Annotated in this window: 19 protein-coding genes; 18 read left to right on the plus strand and 1 reads right to left on the minus strand. The window is 39.3% G+C overall.

What is annotated here, in order from left to right:
- The first annotated feature begins 6 nt into the window (after positions 1 to 6).
- The 18 genes from flgB to ACGHEH_RS16650 all read left to right on the plus strand — a co-directional run bounded on the left by flgB (position 7) and on the right by ACGHEH_RS16650 (position 19,228).
- Positions 7 to 417: a flagellar basal body rod protein FlgB gene (gene flgB, locus ACGHEH_RS16565; protein ID WP_138483450.1), complete on the plus strand. Its 411-nt coding sequence runs from the start codon at positions 7 to 9 to the stop codon at positions 415 to 417.
- A gap of 2 nt (positions 418 to 419) precedes the next feature.
- Positions 420 to 854 carry a flagellar basal body rod protein FlgC gene (gene flgC, locus ACGHEH_RS16570; RefSeq protein WP_058029153.1) on the plus strand — a complete coding sequence of 145 codons (435 nt, stop codon included), beginning with the start codon at positions 420 to 422 and terminating at the stop codon, positions 852 to 854.
- A gap of 14 nt (positions 855 to 868) precedes the next feature.
- Complete coding sequence (locus ACGHEH_RS16575; protein WP_390447482.1) at positions 869 to 1,552, plus strand: flagellar hook assembly protein FlgD; 684 nt, start codon at positions 869 to 871, stop codon at positions 1,550 to 1,552.
- Between the two features lie 42 nt (positions 1,553 to 1,594).
- A complete protein-coding gene (gene flgE / locus ACGHEH_RS16580; RefSeq protein WP_390447484.1) occupies positions 1,595 to 2,932 on the plus strand; it encodes a flagellar hook protein FlgE in 1,338 nt (445 codons plus the stop codon).
- 122 nt (positions 2,933 to 3,054) lie between these two features.
- Positions 3,055 to 3,819 (plus strand): flagellar basal body rod protein FlgF, encoded by a 765-nt coding sequence (locus tag ACGHEH_RS16585; protein WP_390447487.1) that lies wholly within the window; start codon positions 3,055 to 3,057, stop codon positions 3,817 to 3,819.
- Positions 3,820 to 3,836: 17 nt separating this feature from the next.
- Positions 3,837 to 4,625, plus strand: coding sequence for a flagellar basal-body rod protein FlgG (flgG, locus tag ACGHEH_RS16590; RefSeq protein WP_138483442.1), 789 nt, complete (start codon positions 3,837 to 3,839; stop codon positions 4,623 to 4,625).
- Between the two features lie 14 nt (positions 4,626 to 4,639).
- Positions 4,640 to 5,323: a flagellar basal body L-ring protein FlgH gene (flgH, locus tag ACGHEH_RS16595; RefSeq protein WP_390447490.1), complete on the plus strand. Its 684-nt coding sequence runs from the start codon at positions 4,640 to 4,642 to the stop codon at positions 5,321 to 5,323.
- 9 nt (positions 5,324 to 5,332) lie between these two features.
- The gene (locus tag ACGHEH_RS16600; RefSeq protein WP_390447836.1) at positions 5,333 to 6,427 is read left to right on the plus strand and encodes a flagellar basal body P-ring protein FlgI; all 1,095 of its coding nucleotides are present in this window, start codon (positions 5,333 to 5,335) and stop codon (positions 6,425 to 6,427) included.
- Between the two features lie 103 nt (positions 6,428 to 6,530).
- Positions 6,531 to 7,511 (plus strand): flagellar assembly peptidoglycan hydrolase FlgJ, encoded by a 981-nt coding sequence (flgJ, locus tag ACGHEH_RS16605; RefSeq protein WP_390447839.1) that lies wholly within the window; start codon positions 6,531 to 6,533, stop codon positions 7,509 to 7,511.
- 1 nt (position 7,512) lies between these two features.
- Positions 7,513 to 9,534 (plus strand): flagellar basal body rod C-terminal domain-containing protein, encoded by a 2,022-nt coding sequence (locus ACGHEH_RS16610; RefSeq protein ID WP_390447493.1) that lies wholly within the window; start codon positions 7,513 to 7,515, stop codon positions 9,532 to 9,534.
- A gap of 5 nt (positions 9,535 to 9,539) precedes the next feature.
- Positions 9,540 to 10,790, plus strand: coding sequence for a flagellar hook-associated protein FlgL (gene flgL, locus ACGHEH_RS16615; RefSeq protein ID WP_390447496.1), 1,251 nt, complete (start codon positions 9,540 to 9,542; stop codon positions 10,788 to 10,790).
- A gap of 433 nt (positions 10,791 to 11,223) precedes the next feature.
- On the plus strand, positions 11,224 to 12,663 hold the full coding sequence (locus ACGHEH_RS16620) for a flagellin (RefSeq protein WP_390447499.1): 1,440 nt from the start codon (positions 11,224 to 11,226) through the stop codon (positions 12,661 to 12,663).
- Positions 12,664 to 13,041: 378 nt separating this feature from the next.
- A complete protein-coding gene (locus ACGHEH_RS16625; RefSeq protein WP_390447501.1) occupies positions 13,042 to 14,484 on the plus strand; it encodes a flagellin in 1,443 nt (480 codons plus the stop codon).
- 102 nt (positions 14,485 to 14,586) lie between these two features.
- On the plus strand, positions 14,587 to 14,997 hold the full coding sequence (locus ACGHEH_RS16630) for a flagellar protein FlaG (RefSeq protein WP_390447503.1): 411 nt from the start codon (positions 14,587 to 14,589) through the stop codon (positions 14,995 to 14,997).
- A 27-nt stretch (positions 14,998 to 15,024) separates the two neighbouring features.
- Positions 15,025 to 16,443 carry a flagellar filament capping protein FliD gene (gene fliD, locus ACGHEH_RS16635; RefSeq protein ID WP_390447505.1) on the plus strand — a complete coding sequence of 473 codons (1,419 nt, stop codon included), beginning with the start codon at positions 15,025 to 15,027 and terminating at the stop codon, positions 16,441 to 16,443.
- 20 nt (positions 16,444 to 16,463) lie between these two features.
- The gene (locus tag ACGHEH_RS16640; protein ID WP_390447508.1) at positions 16,464 to 18,476 is read left to right on the plus strand and encodes a motility associated factor glycosyltransferase family protein; all 2,013 of its coding nucleotides are present in this window, start codon (positions 16,464 to 16,466) and stop codon (positions 18,474 to 18,476) included.
- A gap of 54 nt (positions 18,477 to 18,530) precedes the next feature.
- Positions 18,531 to 18,917 (plus strand): flagellar export chaperone FliS, encoded by a 387-nt coding sequence (gene fliS / locus ACGHEH_RS16645; RefSeq protein ID WP_138483424.1) that lies wholly within the window; start codon positions 18,531 to 18,533, stop codon positions 18,915 to 18,917.
- Positions 18,918 to 18,919: 2 nt separating this feature from the next.
- A complete protein-coding gene (locus tag ACGHEH_RS16650; RefSeq protein ID WP_390447511.1) occupies positions 18,920 to 19,228 on the plus strand; it encodes a hypothetical protein in 309 nt (102 codons plus the stop codon).
- Between the two features lie 37 nt (positions 19,229 to 19,265).
- On the opposite strand, the gene ACGHEH_RS16655 is transcribed toward ACGHEH_RS16650, so the two are convergent.
- A complete protein-coding gene (locus ACGHEH_RS16655) occupies positions 19,266 to 19,895 on the minus strand; it encodes a pseudaminic acid biosynthesis-associated methylase (RefSeq protein WP_390447514.1) in 630 nt (209 codons plus the stop codon).
- Positions 19,896 to 19,898: the final 3 nt, after the last annotated feature.

Genomic DNA, 19,898 nt, shown 5'->3' on the forward strand with positions numbered 1-19,898 from the left:
CGTGTCATGGCAATTAGTTTTGATAAAGCACTAGGCGTTCACCAACATACGATGTTGATACGTTCACAACGTGCAGAGATGTTAGCAAGTAATATTGCGAACGCAGACACACCAGGATACAAAGCAAAAGATATAGATTTTGCACAGGCATTCAAAGCGGCAAAGTCTTCTCAGCAACGTGGCAACATGATGCAAAGAACAGACAGTAAACATCTACATGGTGGCAGTCAATTAAATAGCAGTGTTGAGTTATTTCGCAATCCAAATCAAGCAGATACAGGTGATGGTAACTCAGTCGACATACAAGTGGAACGAAACTTGTATGTACAAAATGCATTAGAGTATCAGGCAAGTTTGCAATTTTTAACTGGCAAGTTTAAAGGGCTGAAGAAAGCCCTAGGTAGTCAAGGAGCATAACCATGAGCTTATATAATGTTTTCGATATAGCAGGCTCTGGAATGAGTGCTCAAAATATTCGATTGAATACCACTGCGAGTAATATTTCAAATGCCAATAGTATCAGTTCTAGCCAAGATAAAGTTTATCGAGCGCGACACCCTGTATTTGCAGCTGAACTGACCAAAGCGTCTGAGGCACATGATCCAAGCCAGCTAAATGCGTCGGTTGGAGTGAAAGTGCTAGGCATAGTAGAGAGTGATAAACCATTGCAGGTTGAGTACAACCCTAATCACCCTAGTGCTGACAAAGACGGGTACATCTATAAACCAAATGTGAATGTAGTAGAAGAAATGGCAAACATGATCTCTGCTTCACGTTCGTACCAAACCAATGTCCAAGTTGCTGATGCAGCCAAGCAAATGCTCAGCAAAACTTTATTACTTGGTCAGCGCTAGTGGGAGTATAGCCGATGAGTAACGATATTAATGCCGCATCTTCATATATGGATTCGTTACGTTGGTCTGAGCAAAATAAAACAACGCAGAGCGATAAGAAAAACGACGCATTGACGCAAGAAGATTTCTTTTCGCTGCTTACTCAACAATTGTCTTATCAAGATCCGAGTAAACCTGCTGACAATGACCAAATGATTTCGCAGATGACGAATTTTACAATGGCCGAAGGTATTTCCGGTTTAAATGAAAAATTTGACTTGTTGTCAGCCTCAATGACCTCTAATTCGGCATTACAGGCATCTACACTAGTCGGCAAAAAAGCGCTATTAGAATCGGATTCAATAGACTTTGGTGATGACCAATTAGCGAAAGGCTCGATTATTGCCCAAAGTCCTGTAGAGAGATTAACAGTCAGTATATTTGATGATAAAGGTCAACTAGTTCGTCAGATGGACATGGGGGCACAAAAAGCAGGTGCGATACGATTTGAGTGGGATGGTAAAAACGGTGATGGAGAAACCATGCCACCAGGTAATTACAAAATTAAGGCTGAGGGTAGTTTGAATGGTGAATATGCCAGTTTACCCATGGCCACATTTAAAAATATTGACAGTGTTAACGTAAACGGTGTTAACGGCATCATAGTTAATACGAGCTCTGGCGCAGTGAAATTATCAGACGTCGCAGAGATAGCATAGATTTTAAGTACTTAAATAAATTTAAGTGAAAGAGGTGAAAACATGAGTTTCAATATTGCATTAACAGGATTAGCTGCGGCACAAAAAGACTTAGATGTTACAGCAAATAATATTGCTAACGTAAACACGACAGGCTTTAAAGAGTCGCGTGCAGAATTTGCTGATGTGTACGCATCTTCAGTATTTAGTTCCGGTAAAACAAAGAATGGTGACGGTGCGCAAACGACTATGGTTGCACAGCAGTTTCACCAAGGTTCGCTTAAATTCACGCAAAACTCTCTGGATTTAGCAATCACAGGTGAGGGTTATTTTGCAATGAGTGAAGACCTAGCATCACAAGATTACACTTATACACGTGCTGGTGCATTTAAGTTAAACCAAGATAACTTTGTAACTGATGCGAGTGGTAATTTTTTACAAGGCTTCCCTGTAGACCCTGGCACTGGTAATACAACTTCATTGAGCCTAAGTACTGCTTCTCCGATTCAAATTCCTGACGCTTCGGGTTCTCCTCGTCATACTTCGAATATATATAGTTCTATGAACTTAGATTCGAGAGCGTCGCAGCCAACAACAACCCCTTTTGATCAAGGTGATAGCACCAGTTATAACTCATCTACATCAACGACTATTTATGACTCATTGGGTGAGCCGCACGTTATACAGCTATTCTTCGTGAAAACGGGTACAGCTAACCAATGGGAAGTTTACGGTACTATGGATGATGTACAATTTGATGCGTCGGGAACAACACCTACAACACCAACACCGCTTGATACGCTGCAATTTACAGCATCAGGTTTACCTGATGTAACAGCCCCAGCAAATACATTCCCTGATTTTGATATTGCTTCTACAGCAGGTACACCTGGTACAGGTTTATCGTCATTATTAACCAATGGCGCCCAGTTCCCTAATAATATTACGGTGAACTGGAGTGATGAAGCGAATACTGCAAATAAAGTACCTACTCAGTATGCAAGTCGTTTTGAAGTAAAGGCGCTTGAGCAAGATGGTGCAACAGTCGGTCGATTAGCAGGTATTGATATTGGTGCTGACGGAAAAGTAGTTGCATCTTACTCTAATGGTGATACTTCTTTCTTAGGCCAGGTTGCTATGGTTCGTTTTTCTAACTCACAAGGTTTAGCGCAAGTAGGCGGCACATCTTGGAAGAAGAGCTTAACTTCAGGTGAGCCGATTGCGGGTGAACCAGGTTCAGGTACATTGGGTACTATCAATTCATCTGCACTAGAACAGTCGAATGTAAACTTAACGAATGAGCTGGTGGACTTGATCAGCGCACAAAGAAACTTCCAGGCTAACTCTCGTGCCTTAGAAGTTAACTCGACTCTACAACAGAACATTCTACAGATCCGATAATCACTTAAACCCTCTTTCATCAAGGCCGCATCAGCGGCCTTTCTTTTCTTTTTTGAACGTCAAAATTAGATTGGCACTTTTATTGCTTTATTAGGTTTAAGATTAATTTTTAGGCCAATGTAATGGATAAAATGCTGTATATCGCAATGTCGGGCGCCAAACAAAATTTGCTTGGTGTGGCATTAAAAGCGAATAACCTAGCCAATGCCAATACCACCGGCTTTAAAGCTGACTTTGCTCAAGCGCGTTCAATGCAAGCGTTTGGTGAAGGTTTACCAACACGAGTGTTTGCGATGCAAGAGCGGCCAGGTACCAATATGACCATGGGGGCAGTCGTTGAAACAGGTCGAGATTTAGACATAGCAGTAGACCAAAAGTCTTGGATCAGTGTGTTGGATGCTTCAGGAGAAGAAGCGTACACAAAAGTCGGTACCTTAAACATCTCCACTGATGGGGCGTTAAGAACGAGTCACGGCCGTCAAGTTATTGGCGAAGGTGGTCCAATTATTTTACCTGTGCCTGTTGATAAGGTTGTATTTAGTGACGATGGTTCAATTCAAGTTCGTCCTCAAGGAGCACCGGCTAACTTTTTAGAAGTAGTTGATAGGCTGAAAATCATTGAAGCTGATAACAGTAAATTGCAAAAGGGCAATGATGGCCTATTTCGTCCAAGAGAAGATGCTTTAGAAGATGGCTTTTGTGGTTTTTGTGACATATCTCCAACAGCGCGAGTAATGAGCGGCATGTTAGAGATGTCTAATGTCAACCCAGTGCATGAAATGACCGATATGATCAACCATCAACGTCAATTCGAAATGCAAATGAAATTAATGAAATCGGCAGAAGAAATGGATGAGAAACACGTTCAGCTTCTGCGTATTGTTTAATGAGTGAGGTATAAGTTATGAACCCAGCATTATGGATCAGTAAAACAGGCTTAGATGCCCAGCAAACTGATATTTCGGTTATCTCGAATAACCTCGCCAACGCCAGTACCGTTGGCTACAAAAAAAGCCGCGCGATTTTCGAAGATCTGCTTTATCAAAATATCAATCAGCCAGGTGGTCGCTCTTCGCAAGATACAGAACTACCGTCAGGTTTAATGTTAGGTGCTGGTTCAAAAGTTGTTGCGAACCAAAAGAACTTCTCGCAAGGTAATATGCAAAGCACCGAGAACTCATTAGATTGGATGATCCAGGGCCCGGGCTTCTTTGAGATTCAAATGCCAGACGGTACGGTTGCTTATTCTAGAAATGGCCAATTCACTACAGACGAGAATGGTCGTGTTGTGACTTCAGGCGCAGGTTTTCCTGTTCAGCCAGAAATGAATGTGCCAGACGATGCTAAGTCAATTAGCATCTCACAAGACGGTGAAGTGTCAGTAACGATAGCAGGACAAGCAGAAAATGTAGTTATTGGGCAGCTAGTGATCAGTGACTTTATCAATCCATCTGGTTTAGAGCCGATAGGTCAAAACCTTTATACAGAAACCGCAGTCAGTGGTGCGCCTGTTCAGGGCAATCCAAGTGTTGATGGTTTAGGCTCTATTGTGCAAGGTGCGCTTGAAACCTCAAACGTTAACGTGACCGAAGAGTTAGTGAACCTTATTGAAACTCAACGTGTTTATGAAATGAACTCAAAAGTTATCTCGAAAGTTGATGAGATGCTGAGTTACATTAACCAGCAATTATAGTTCTGGAGGCTACTATGCGTATTGTAAGTTTTATCATTTTAGGCTCATTGTTTTTAACAGGGTGTGTGTCTACACAAAATAAAAACGTCGTTAAAGACGATCCTTACTATGCGCCTATTTATCCAGAGCAACAAGCTGAGCAAATTGTCGCAACAGGTTCCCTTTTTAATCCAAACTTATCAAATGATTTATATGGAGATAAAAAGGCACTCCGTGTTGGCGATATTTTGACAGTGGTACTTCGCGAGACAACGTCTGCGACAAAAGCGGCAAATACCACAACAGGTAAAGCGACCTCCGCATCGCTTGACCCTGTTATAGGGCTTGGTGGTGACAATATCAATATTGGTAGTCAAAGCTTGCAGTTTGGTATTAACTCAAATAACTCTTTTTCTGGCGACAGCCAAGCAAACCAATCAAATAGTCTATTTGGTAATATTTCGGTGAATGTGATGCGAGTACTACCGAATGGTAACTTAGTCGTTCGTGGTGAAAAGTGGTTAACACTTAACACGGGTGAAGAGTTTATGCGAATAGAGGGGATTATTCGTGCTGCGGATGTTAAGTCAGACAATACAGTAGAGTCGAACCGTATTGCTAATGCGCGTATTCAATATTCAGGTAAAGGTGATGGCCAAGAAGCGCAAAGTGCGGGTTGGTTAGCTAAATTTTTCTTAAGCACTCTGATGCCATTTTAAGGAACCATGATGAAAATGTTCAAAATAATGACTGCGGCTTTGCTTTTAATTATGAACCAAGCAGCACAAGCAGAACGGATCAAAGATGTCAGCATGGTCGAAGGTGTTCGTTCTAACCAGTTAGTGGGTTACGGTCTAGTAGTGGGTTTACCTGGCACAGGTGAACAATCTCGTTTTACAGAGCAAAGCTTTAAGGCCATGTTGAGTGGTTTTGGTATCACATTACCAGCTAACTTAAAGCCAAAAATTAAAAATGTGGCGGCAGTTGCCGTGCATGCAGAGTTACCACCTTTTGTAAAACCAGGCCAGAATATTGACATTACAGTATCTTCAATAGGTAGCGCAGGTAGCCTGAGAGGAGGCACGTTACTGCAAACATTCCTAAAAGGGGTTGATGGTAATGTGTATGCTATTGCGCAAGGCAGTTTAATTGTGGGTGGTTTAGGCGCAGAAGGGTTAGACGGAAGTAGAGTCGTTATCAATACTCCTACAGTTGGCCGAGTTCCAAACGGCGCGACAGTTGAACGAGCGGTTGCAAGCCCTTTTACACAAGGTGATTTTATTACTTTTAACCTTAACCGTCCTGACTTTACAACAGCAAAACGTTTGGCTGACACCATTAATGATTTGGTCGGACCTAATAGTGCAAAACCAATGGATGCTGCGTCTGTTCGTGTAATAGCACCACGAGACCCTTCACAGCGTGTTGCTTATTTATCGACACTTGAGAATTTAGAGTTCAAACCGGCAGACACCTCAGCCAAGATTATTGTTAATTCGCGTACAGGCACGATCGTGATTGGTAAGAATGTCAAACTACAGCCAGCAGCTATTACCCATGGTGGCCTCACAGTGACGATTTCTGAAGACCAAATGGTGTCTCAGCCACAACCTTTAGCAAATGGCGAAACGGTTGTTACCCGTCAAAGCATCGTCGATGTGAATCAAGACGACTCAAGAGCCTTTGTATTTAATCCAGGGGTGAGCTTAGATGATTTGGTCAGAGCGATTAATGAAGTAGGCGCTGCACCGGGGGATTTAATGGCGATCCTTGAAGCGTTAAAAGAGGCAGGTGCTATTAATGGTCAATTAGTCGTCATTTAGTGTTTTATTTATAATCAAATAGTTAGCCTCGCAATTGCGGGGCTTTTTTTTGGCTCGATTATTGCTATGTTAGTGTATGACTAATTTAGTGTAATTGATGAGTATGAATACCAATCCGTTAGAAAAACAAAACTTCTTTGATTTAGGTGATCTAAATGCACTTAGACAAGATGCGTTGAAAAGCGGTGGCGATCAACAAGCATCGAATGAAGCACTAAAAAAAGCAGCAGAGCAGTTTGAATCTATTTTTACGCAAATGCTGATGAAAAGTATGCGTAAAGCCAATGAAGCAATGGAAGATAAAAACAGCCCATTTAATTCCAGTGGGGTGAAGTTCTTTCAAGAGATGCATGATCAACAGCTTTCTCTAGAGTTATCAAAAAAAGGTAGCCTTGGTTTAGCCGAACTCATTGTTAAACAGCTTTCACCTAATGTTGATGGCTATAAACCGTCATCCGTACTTCGTAATGATGCACAGTTATCTATGCAAAAGCCAACATCTGAGCAGCTCCCTGAATTTATTCGTCGTCAGCCAGAAATAGCGCCAGAGGTTGCTAAAGTAGAAAACGTAGATGAACATCCTCGCTTTGATTCTCCAGAGTCATTTATTAGTGAAATGTGGGAACACGCAAAAACAGCTGCACAGAAAATTGGTTTGAACCCAGCAGTAATGATTGCGCAAGCTGCGCTTGAAACAGGCTGGGGTAAACATGTTATCGCTAAACAAGATGGTGGCAGTAGCTTTAATTTATTCAACATTAAGGCAGATAGATCTTGGCAGGGTGCACAAGCCAAAAAAATGACAATAGAATTTGAAAAAGGTTTACCAGTTCAAAAGCAAGCCAGTTTTAGGGCGTATGAGTCGATAAAAGACAGCATTAATGATTATGTCGATTTTCTTCAAAGTAATCCACGTTACAGCCAGGCATTGAATAACACAGATAAGCCTGAGCAGTACCTAGACGAACTTCAACAAGCCGGCTACGCAACAGATCCGAACTACGCAGAAAAAATAAAAAATGTCTTACAGCGAGGAGAGTTTAAACAAATGTTAACGTCGCTAGTACGTCAAGGAGTTAACTAAGATGTCTTTCAATTTAATGAATATTGGTACGTCAGGTATCCGATCAAGCACAGAGCTTTTACAGACGACAAGTAAAAATATTGCAAACTTAAATACAGAAGGCTATGTCAGAGAGCGTACTGAGCATGTCACCTTGAGTAATGGGCAAGTAGGGCGTGGTGAAACAGTTCGGCTACTTAATGAGTTTGCACAGAGACAATTAAATCGAGACATTTCAAATACCACTTTTTATGAGCAGTTTGTAAATGAAGCTGAGCGCGTAGATTTACTATTTGCTGAAGAGTCAAACAGTTTAGCTAATAGTATTAACTCGTTGTATAACAACCTGCAAGAAAGCATTAATCAACCTTCTTCATCTGTTACACGTTCATTGTTTTTCACTGATGCACAAAGTTATTTAGATCAAGCATCTCGGTTATCAGATATCGTTTTAGACCAAAAAAATATTGTAAATGAACAATTAGATATTTTTGCTGAAGATGCTAATAAGTACATAGAAAAAATATCTTCTTTAAATAAAGAAATCGCTTCTATCAGTGCAATAGATGATCAGTCTGCGGCCAATGCAATTTTTAATGAACGAGATAAAGCCATTAAAGATCTAGCCGAACTTATGGATGTGCAAGTTTTAGATGGTAAAAATGGTGAGAAGCTGGTGTTTGCAGGAACCGGCGAAGCGTTGGTAATGGAAAATGGTGCATTTAGCGTATTCGTGACGAATGGTGATCCAGATCTTCAGCATAAAAATCTTCAATTAGATGTAAAAAACGGCAATGCAGCACCTATGGAGTTAGACTCGAGAACTCTGAAAGGCAAAATTGGCGGGTTATTTGCTTTTAGAGATGAAATTCTGATCCCAGCACAAACTCAACTCGGTCAAATGACCGTTGCGATGGCAGATGCAATGAACCAACAAAATAGGTTGGGTATGGACTTGAACGGTAATTTAGGTGGCGATTTATTTACCATTCCGAGTGTTGATGCTATGGGCTATCAGGCAAATACTGGCTCTGCAGCACTATCGGCGACACTCGAACCGGGTCAGGGCATGTCTTTAACTGCCACTGATTTTAGAGTGACGTTTACCAGTGCAACGACTGTGCAAATTGAAGCAATTGACAACTACGGGCAGGTAGTGGGCACGCCATCAACTGCGAATGTTGTGGCAGGGCGAATTGACTCTTCAAGCATCACCTCGGGTGAAGCATTTGGTTTACAAATAGATGTAACCGGCGTTCCAGCTAACGCAGACCAATTCGAAATAAAGTTTAATTCTGAAGCGGCAACGACCATAACCTTGACGACGGGTCGCTCTGAAGATTTAGCATTGGCTTCTCCAATCCGCATGGAACGAGCTATAGGTAACCAAAGTACGGCAGCACTCAGTGAGGGCTTGGTAACAGATACCTCAGCAGCTGGATTTAATGCAGGCCCACCTCCGAGTTTTGCCAATGGTCCAATTTCATTAGTCAAAACGGCTAACCCAGATGAATATGAAATAACCGATACGCGTACAGGTACAGCTGTTACTTTCACAGCGCCAGCACCTAGAGAAAATATCCTCGCCCAAGCTGCATTGGTTGATCCTGTGTTCGCAACTTATGGATTTGATTTTAATATTGAAGGCGTGCCTCAAACCGGTGATAGCTTCTCTGTTGAGTTTAATACTGGTGGTTTTGATGATAATAGAAATGGTATGGCGCTACTTGATATTAAAAACAAAGGTATAGTCCGCGAGAATGTCGTGGCATCAGCGCTTGATGAAAACCACAAAACGGTCAATGCAGCATATACTGAATTAGTGACAGATGTGGGTGTAAAAACCAATCAAGCAAGGACTAATTTTGTTGCTTTTGAAGCGTTATCACAACAGTCAGAAACTTGGTATGAGTCTCTTTCTGGGGTAAACCTTGATGAAGAAGCGTCTAATCTATTGAGATTCCAGCAATCTTATGCTGCTTCTGCTCAAGTGATTTCAGCTGCAAAAAATGTGTTTGATACCCTACTTAATGCTGCGAGGTAAACAATATGAGATTATCAAATAATTTAATCTACCAACAAAACATCGGTAATGTGCTTGAAAAACAGCAGATGGTGATGGATGCGCAGCAGCGTGTAAATACGCAAAAGAAATTTTTAGGGGCTTCTGAAGATCCTTCAGCTTTTACAACGGCACAACTATTAACAGATCGTATTCAAATGAATGAGCAGCACCAAAAAAATGCTGTTTTACTGAATGCGCGCCTGACAACCGAAGAAAGTGTTTTAAATAATATTAATGATACTTTGTTCAGAGTCGAAATGTTGACGATCCAAGCTGGTAATGGTGCACATAACGAAATTGATAGGCAAAGTATTGCGTCAGAACTGAAAGAAATACAAAAGTCTATGCTAAACCTTATGAATGCACAGTCTGAAGATGGCCGCTATATTTTTTCAGGCTATCAAGATAGTACGCAAACATATTTATACAATCCAAATACTGAAAAGTATGAATATCAAGGCGATCAAGGCTCACATTCAATGCCGCTTGCTGAAAACGTCACTATTGGTTCGAGTGATAATGGCTTTGAAGTATTTGAGAATGTGGATGCAAGACTCGATGTTATTTCTTATACCGGCGCAGCCTCCAGTACAGCAACAGGTACGGTATATGTTGAAAACCAGGATGAATTTGACCTTTTTCACAAAGCCAACTTTGATCGCAGTCCATCTGCGCCTGTCGGAGCAAATACATATAACGTCGTGATCACGCCACCCGTGTCGAATATCGCTTCAAGTACCTATGAAATTATGCACAATGGTGTGTCATTAGTACCGTCTGTTACAGGTGATTTAGATGGAGAAACGATACAGTTTAATGGATTAAAAATAGATATTCCCTCAAATCAAACAGGTCAATTTGATTTTGAGCTTGAATCGCCAGGTAAAGAAAATATTTTAAATACCATAGATCAGCTGATCATTGGCTTAGAAGACGAGACATTAGACAATGATCAATACCGTCAATATTTGGCTGATGCTTTGGTGCAAGTGAAAAACTCGAGTGAACAAATTTCTTTTACTCAATCAAGGTTAGGTGGCCGTCTTAATACACTTGAAAGGGTTACGGATTCAAATGAAGCGCTGGATATTAATAATAAAGCGAGTAAGTCGGATCTCGTGGAGGTTGATATCGCAGAAGCGATCAGTGATTTGACCAAACATGAAACGGCTTTACAGGCATCACATGCAACTTTTGGCCGCTTAGCCAATCTGACTTTGTTAGATTATATTTAACAGAAATAACTTCTGCGCTTCAGTGCTCATTGAAGCGCATTTTAAATACTCCATTTTAATTTTTCTTTAATACTAACTCATCATCCATACTGTCGATTTTCACTTGGAGTTTATCCATGTGTATTTTGTTCAACTATGTATCAGTCTTAAAGTCTGTATATTAGGCAATAAGGTTTTTGACTAGTCATCGAAATATGCGGCAAATCGATGCGGCAATTTTTTGTCATCTAATTTCTTTTACCTTAAATAGGTTTGTGTTCTAGCATTTTAAAATTAAAAATCTCTTTTTAATCAGTTGTTTAAAATTTATTTGTCGAGCTTTTTACTATTGGAACGGTATTTGCTATTTACAGAGCGTGTAAATAAAAATTCAGTGGTTTCAGCCATGTGATGTCCTGAACCACAACCTACGAAATACTTAGGAGATGGTATTATGGCTTTAAGTGTAAATACGAACGTTGCCTCTTTAAACGGCCAACGTAATTTATCGAAGTCTAGTATGGCACTAGAGACGTCAATGCAGAGATTGTCATCAGGTTTACGCATTAATAGTGCTAAAGATGATGCTGCAGGTCTACAGATTGCCAACAGACTTACATCACAAATTAACGGTTTAAATGTAGCACAACGAAATGCAAACGATGGTATTTCGATGGCGCAAACAGCTGAAGGTGCGATGCAAGAATCGGCAAATATCTTACAGCGTATGCGTGATTTATCTTTACAGGCTGCAAACGGCTCTAACAGCTCTGATGACCGAGCGGCTCTGCAAAAAGAAGTCAGCGCGCTACAACAAGAGTTAACTCGTATCGCTGAAACAACCAAATTTGGTGGAACAAGCTTACTTGACGGTACATTTGGTACTAAGCAATTCCAAGTGGGTGCAAATGCGAATGAAACGATTAATGTAAGTCTTGGTAACATGGCTGCTGATGCTATTGGTGCACATGAAATCAAAGGACCAGCAACGTCAACTGTTTCTAGCTTAGGTGACGTGCAAACGGTTAGTTTAGCAAACAACCATAATACAACAGCTGATACATTAAATATAAACGGTTCAAGTATCACTGTTGCTGGTGGCTCTGGGGCTGCAACTATTGCAGACTCTATTAATGCAGCTGGTAACGGTGTAACTGCTGAAGCGAAGATTGATACAACGATTGCAGGTATTACATCAGCAAGTACGGGTGTGATTGAGATTAAGAAAGGCGGTACCGCAGTTGATACTTATGACTTAAGTACTTACGGTGGAGATATGGAGCGTCTTGCAAAAGATATGCAGCAGGATGGCTATAATGCGGTATATGATGCAACAACCGGTATTAGTTTTGAGGCAGAAGATATCGATGGTATTGATGTAACAGGCACAGATACTAGTGGCTTTACAATTGGCGGCACAGCTATTTCTACAGCTGCAAATGCTTTTAGTATGTCTGCAGAACTTAATCTATCATCGGCCGATAAAATAGGTATTTCTGGAAATACTGCAGACGAATTATTTGGTACAGGTACTGCAGCAATCGCTTCAACAGGTGGTACTAGTGCACTAACGAGTGTTGAATCAATTGATATTTCAGGTGCAACATCAGATGGTGCGCAAGATGCGATTAAATCCATTGATGCGGCGTTGGCACAAATTGATGAACAGCGTGCAGATTTAGGTGCGGTACAAAATCGATTTGGTCATACGATTTCTAACTTAGCGAATGTTGCTGAAAATGTATCAGCGTCGCGTAGTCGTATTCAAGATACCGATTATGCGTTAGAAACAGCGCAGCTAACACGTAATCAGATTATGCAGCAAGCAGGTACATCGATCTTATCGCAGGCAAACCAGCTTCCTCAAGCGGCAATTAGTCTATTGGGTGGTTAATCAAGTTTTACCATCTCCATTAAGCCACCATCTCGGTGGCTTTTTTATTTTTCAATTCCAAACGTCCAATTTCAGTAAGTCATTATTACTATTTGAAACCATCTTGAGTGATTAAATAAATTTCTTAAAATAGCTAAATAAGATAATCATTTGTTTCTTTGAGCCGATAAAGCTTATAGAACTTAAGGAAAAAACAAGAATAATTAGATGTTTATAGAAAAAAACAAAAAAATTGATTTTTTTACTAAAGAAGTTTTAAACCCTGCCGTTAAGTTAATCAGTAAGGAGCTTAATTAAGCAAAATTGCACAGCAACAGCGCTTTAGCTCCTGGTTAAGTAACTAACTTTCCATTACGAAATGTAATCAGGAGTATTATCATGGCTTTAACAGTAAATACGAATACAACTTCTTTGAACGCTCAAAGAAACCTTTCAGGTTCAAGCGATAGCCTTCAAACATCTATGCAACGTTTATCTTCTGGTATGCGTATCAACAGTGCTAAAGATGACGCAGCGGGTTTACAAATTTCTAACCGTTTGACTTCTCAAATTAATGGTCTAAATGTAGCGCAACGAAATGCAAACGACGGTATTTCAATGGCGCAAACCGCTGAAGGTGCAATGCAAGAATCTGCAAATATTCTTCAGCGTATGCGTGACTTGTCACTTCAATCAGCAAATGGTTCAAACAGTGCTGATGATAGAGCTGCACTTCAAAAAGAAGTAAGTGCATTGCAGCAAGAGCTAACTCGTATCGCAGAGACAACTAAATTTGGTGGTACAAGTTTATTAGATGGTGAGTTTGGTACTAAGCAGTTCCAAATCGGCTCAAATGCGAATGAAACAATTAATGTTAGTCTTCGTGATATGTCGGCAGATGCGATTGGCGCAAACGAAATTTCAGGTCCTGCCACTTCAACTGTTTCAGCACTAGGTGATGTTCAAACAGTATCACTAGCTAACAACATGAATACTACCAGCCAAACTCTTAACCTAAACGGTACTTCAGTGACGGTAGCAGCTGGTGCAGGTGCAGCAGCAATTGCAGACACAATTAATGCAACAGGTAATGGTGTAGTTGCTGAAGCTAAATTAGATACAACGATTGCTGGTATCACTGCAGCTAGTACATCAACTTTAGCAGTGAGCAAAGGTGGTGCAGCTGTAGATAGTTATGACCTGTCAACTTACGGTGGAGATATGGAGCGTCTTGCTAAAGATATGCAAGAAGATGGCTATGATGCTGTTTATGACAGTTCTTCAAACTCTATTGCTTTCAAAGCAACTGACGTTGATGGTATAGATGTTACAGGTGCTGGTGATACGAGTGCGTTTACAATCGGTGGTCAAGCTGTGGCTTCAACTGCTGGTTCATTAAGTATCTCATCAGAGCTTAATCTCTCGTCTGCAGATAAAATTGGTATCTCAGGCACAAATGTTGATGAAATCTTAGGTACAGGCTCTGCTGCAATTGCATCAACGGGTGGTACCAGTGCACTAACGACTGTTGAGTCAATCGATATCTCAGGTGCTACTTCAGCTGGTGCACAGGATGCGCTTAAAACCATCGATGCAGCATTGGCTCAAATTGATGCGCAACGTGCTGATTTAGGTGCGGTTCAAAACCGTTTTGGTAACACTATCAGTAACCTTTCAAACGTAGAAGAAAATGTATCAGCTGCAAGAAGCCGTATTCAAGATACTGATTACGCTTCTGAAACGGCTAAGTTAACTAAGAGTCAGATTATGCAACAGGCTGGTACTTCTATCCTTGCACAGTCTAACCAGTTACCACAGGCTGCATTAAGTCTTCTAGGATAAGGCTTAACAACAAACTAGGATGTTTTTATAAGGAAGGGGTGACCCTTCCTTTTGCGTTTGTAGAAGTCAGCTTTTTTGGTAATAATTATTAAGAGGTGTGAAATGGAATCTCAAGTAATACCACAAAGTTCCTATGACATAAGTGGAAAAACAACCTCACTCGACAGCAAAAATGTATCTAACCCAGCAGGAATAGAAAGTGTTGAGAAAGGTACAAAGGGTGAAAGCTTACAAGAACGAGATGAAGCAGCTAATTTAGAAGCAATTGATTCTAATAAAGAACTTCTTTCTATGGATGAGCTAACGAAAGTGGCACAGCAGTTGCAGGACTTTGTAAGTGGCATGAATAAAAGCCTCGAGTTCAGTGTTCATGAAGACTCAGGTCGAAATGTGATTAAAGTCATAGATAAAGATAGCGGAGATCTAGTTAAACAATACCCTTCTGAAGAGGTGTTGGATATAGTTTCAAAGCTTGCTAAAGCTACTGGCACCTTAGTCGATTATAAAGTATAACCTAAATTAATTTGTCAGGAGTTTGATATGTCAATTTCTTTTACTGGTATAGGTTCAGGTCTTCAGGTAAGTGAGATCGTAACTGCGTTAGTCAATGCTGAGAAAGCTCCTTATCAAGCTCGAGTGACAAGACAACAAGCGCAATATACAACGGACATTTCAGCGGTGGGTGCAATGAAAGGTGCCCTAGAAGATATTGCTAAATCTCTTGAGGGGTTAGGTGATATTGATGAATATCAAAAAAGAAGTATCAGTGGTTCTGATGACTTTGTGTCAGTTTCTTCTGAGAAAACAGCTCAGTTAAATACCTATTCTGTTAAAGTTAATGAACTTGCTCAAAATCACAAAATTCTCTCCGATGGCTTCGTTGCTGATACGCCTGTAGGCGAGGGTACGCTGACCTTATCTTCAGGTACTAATTCATTTGAAATAAATGTGTCAGACACAGCCACTCTTGAAGAAGTGAGAGATGCCATCAATGATTCCGAAGATAACACCTCAATCAATGCAACCATAGTAACTGATGATGCTGGTCAGCGTTTAGTGCTTTCAAGTAAATCATCAGGTGCAGATAATGAGATAAAGGTTGTTGTAGATGACATCGACGGTACTGATACTGATACAAATGGTTTGTCAAAATTAGCATTTGATTCTGATGCAGCTTCATCGACTTTCGCGACTAACATGACTGAAACGACTGCTGCTACAGATGCATCAATTACCATTGATGGTACAGTTGTAGTGAGTAGCAGTACCAATGAGTTTAAAGATGTCATCGATGGAATTACTATCAACGTGAAGAAAAAGCATGATACTGATGACGACTTAAGTGAGCTCAAGGTTACAGAAAATAATAAAAATGTAGAAGCGGGGATCAGCTCATTTATCGAAAAGTTTAATGCTTATATTGATTTGGCAGCCCAGTTAGGTCGTTCAGGTGAAGATGGCGCTGGTGCAATGGCTGGTGACTCGCTTTTAAGAGGCACAGTTAGCCAACTTAGAAATCTAGTTACTAGAGAGTTTGGCACAGGCAATGGTAATACAGAGTTTCTTGCCAATTTAGGTGTTAGAACTGAAAGAGACGGTAAGTTAAGTTTAGATAAAGACCAACTGCAAGAAGCCATAGATGCAGATCCAAACGCAGTGCAAACTTTTTTTCTTGGGGAAAATGGAGACGATGGTTTTGTGGCAAACTTAACCAGTCTAACAGAAGTTTACACTGAAAGTGATGGGATCATGCAAACACGTATTGATGGCCGTGAATCACAATTAGATCGTCTTGAAAAAGAAGTAGAAAGCTTTAACTTAAAAATGAGTTCTTATGAAGCAAGGCTTTTAGAGCAATACAACTCAATGGATCTTTTAGTATCAGGGCTAAATTCCACAGGTGCATATTTACAACAGCAGCTTTCTAACTTACCAGGTGTAGTTAAACAATCAAAATAAAAAATTAAGAGGCTATTCTTTTGAATTCAGAATTGATACAGCTTAAAAAGTTATCTTTACAAGCTACCTTACTTGAGAATTTAAAACTATTACAAGGTATAATGCCTGATATTTATAATGAATTCAAAAGTTATACTCCCAGTGAAACAGGGGTTATTGTTGATAATGATGGCAATATAAATCTGTATAACAATCAAAAAAGTGTCTACCCATTCTCTCCTGAAAAATTTGCAGATGAGCAAGTTGCACAGTTCTTAAATAAGCCAGACGTTTTTCGATATCATATTGGTCATCAGGATGATAAAAATATCGTTTTTAAACATGCTGCATTACTTAAATCTATTTATAATGTTCGTAAAGAAGAGACAAAAAATGAGCTGCTTAACCCTGCAAATGAGCCTCGATTAGATTTTGTTTGTATGCTGGGAGGAGGGCTAGGCTATCAAATTAAATCTTTATTTGAGGCAAAGCCAGTTTTAAACTTTTTTTTATTTGAACCTTGTAAAGACACTTTTTTCGCGTTGTTGCATTGTGTTGAGTTAAAGCCTCTTTTTGAACATTGTTCTAAACAAGGCGGACGCTTTTCAATATTCGTTGGGGGTAGCTCAGATGCTGCACTTAATAATATTTCTCACTTCTTATTTCAGCAGGGTCATTTTAACTTAAGTCGAATGTTATTTTTCACTCATTATGAGAGTAAGACAATTAATGAGACCATCCAAAGAGTAAAGAATATTGGGCACAGGTTAAGTGCAGGCTGGGGATTCATGGAAGATGAAATTATAGGTATGACCCATACATTAACAAATATTGATCAAGGCTTTCCAGTTTTAAAATCAAGAAAGCACTTCAAAAGTGACTTAAAAGACTTTCCAGTGTTTGTTTGTGCGAATGGGCCATCATTAGATTCAGCAATAGAATTCTTAAAAGAAAACCAAAACAATATTTTCATTGTTTCTGCCGGTACAGCCCTAAAGGCTCTGCTTGCCAATGATATTAAGCCTGATATTCATGTTGAAATGGAAAGGGCTGCAAATGTATTAGACTGGGTTAGTGTTGTTACACGAACGGAAGAGTTGAAATATGGTCTAAAAGACTTACGCATATTTGCTCTAAATACTGTCTTCAATGGTGTTTTATCTGAGTTTAAGTCTGCATATCTTTTAGCTAAGAATAATGATGCAGGTGGTCGTTTAATTCGCTTGTTTGATGAAAAGGGGCTATATGCATACCCTGAATTCAGTAATCCAACAGCTTCTAACACGGCTCTATCTGTTGCTGTTGAGCTAGGGTTTGAAGATGTTTACTTAGTTGGGATGGATTTTGGTTATATAGATGAAGCCCACCATCATTCTAAGCATAGTATCTATTATGATGATGACTTCAAGCATAAAGAACTTGTAAAGAAAATTATGCGAAGTGATATTGAGGTAAAGGGTAACTTTAGAGATACCGTTTTTTCAACCAGCATTTTTGACTCATCAAAAGGTAATATTGAATTACTTTTATCTCAAGAGCTTTTTGTGAACGCAAAAAACACTGCTGATGGTGCGTTTATCAAGAGTGCAAACCCTTGCTCTATTGAAAGTATTAAAATTAAAAATAAAATTGAAGACAAAGATAAGATACTTGAAAAGCAGTTACGCCTTTCAACAAGTAATAAGCAATTAGAACCTAATAGATTGAATACCAATCTAGGCGTAATAAACAACTCTTTAAAACAAATTTTAGAAGAGATTTTGTCTTTTACAGCATGTGAATTTAATACCAGAGAGCAGCTTGCTGACGCATTTACAATACAAAATCGCCTTTTGCATCAACTAAAAGAATCTAAGGCTGGAGAATTAATCTATTGGACAGTGCAAGGGACTTTTAGATATTTTCAAGCGTATATAATGACTAATAGCTACTATTATGATTGCATTGAAAAGCGGGCTGAATTTATAAACGCATGTATTAACGCATTTCATCAGCATGTTAATGATGTATATTTAGAGTATATGGAGTTCTATAATAAGCCATCACACTTATGATAACTTTATGGCACTTTTTATGCATAAACTTAGTAAAGTATTGAGAGTAATAGTATGCAACATTCATCCATCAAAAAGTTTAAACAAGTAAAAGTAAGTAGTGTTTCTGAAATGACACCTTATGAGCAAGTTAAGTTAGTATTCAGTAACATTACAGGTAAATTATCAGCCGCTAAATTATTAATAGAAAGAAGAGATTTTGAGAATAAGGGCTTGTTGATTTCTGACTGCATTACACTCTTAGGTGCATTGCAGCAAATTTTAGATTTTGAACAAGGCAAAGAAATTTCTACGAACTTAGACTCTCTTTATGATTATTGTCAGAAATTGCTATTAGATGCCAATTTGCATAATGATATTCAAAAAATTGATGAAGTTCTTTCGATAATGACAGAAATTAAGTCAGGTTGGGAAAGTATTCCTCCAGAACAAAGAAGTTAGACATGCCAGAAAGTCAGAAAGTTGACGATTTACTCGAGCACATGTTACTAATTTCAGGCAAAGAAAATGTCTCTCCTGAAGATTTTGATTTGATGGTTCAATTAAATGAGCAACTCCGAAATGAATTGGATACTTTGTTTTCTTTACCTGCAAAGCTTAATGCTGAAGACAAAGAAAAAATTCAATACTGGAGTGATACCATCGAAAAGTTAAAGCTCTTCAGTCTAGATGCTCGTAAAGAAGTTGCTTCAGAGGTATCAAATCTTAGGAAGGGCCAGAAAGGTATACAAAAATATTTACTGAATAAGTAACTCCCTGGCAACTTTACTTGAGAAAAAACAGCTAAATCTAACTAGACTGTTTCTTCTCAAGTAAGAACCAAGTTAAGTCATCTTGCTTAAAATTATTATCTCTATGATAAACAAAGCCATAGTCAACAAGTTCTAGGTTTGGATACATATCTAATATTTCACCCGCAAAATCTCGCTTAAATAACTTTTTTGAGAAACCTCGATAAGGGACTTCGATAGGTGTTGGATTGTAATACTCAGCAATGCATATATACTTGTCAGCTGACTCATAAAGTTTGCTGTAAACATTAGGCAATTCTTCCGGCTCTAAGTGGATAAGTACACCTTTGATTAGTACCAAATCAAAAAGTTGATCAGCGTTATAATCTAGAATTGAGCAGTGACTTATTTTTTTAGGAGAGATCTTGCTTTTAAGAAGCTTAACCGCTTCTGGGTTTATCTCAACTGCTGATACATCAACACTTGGCAATAATTGTTTTATTGCTTGTAAATTAATACCTATATTTGCACCAAACTCTATTACGGATGAGATCGAGTTTGTTGATTTAAAGATATTTGAAAATAAAGCAATGTTTGTTGCTATCGCTTCTTCTGCATTATTTCTATTGATATATTCTTTACCGAACTCACCAGCCCAAAAAGATTCTTGTTCAGTCTTATATGACATTCT

The sequence above is a fragment of the Pseudoalteromonas sp. MTN2-4 genome (assembly GCF_042848605.1).
GTDB lineage: Bacteria > Pseudomonadota > Gammaproteobacteria > Enterobacterales > Alteromonadaceae > Pseudoalteromonas.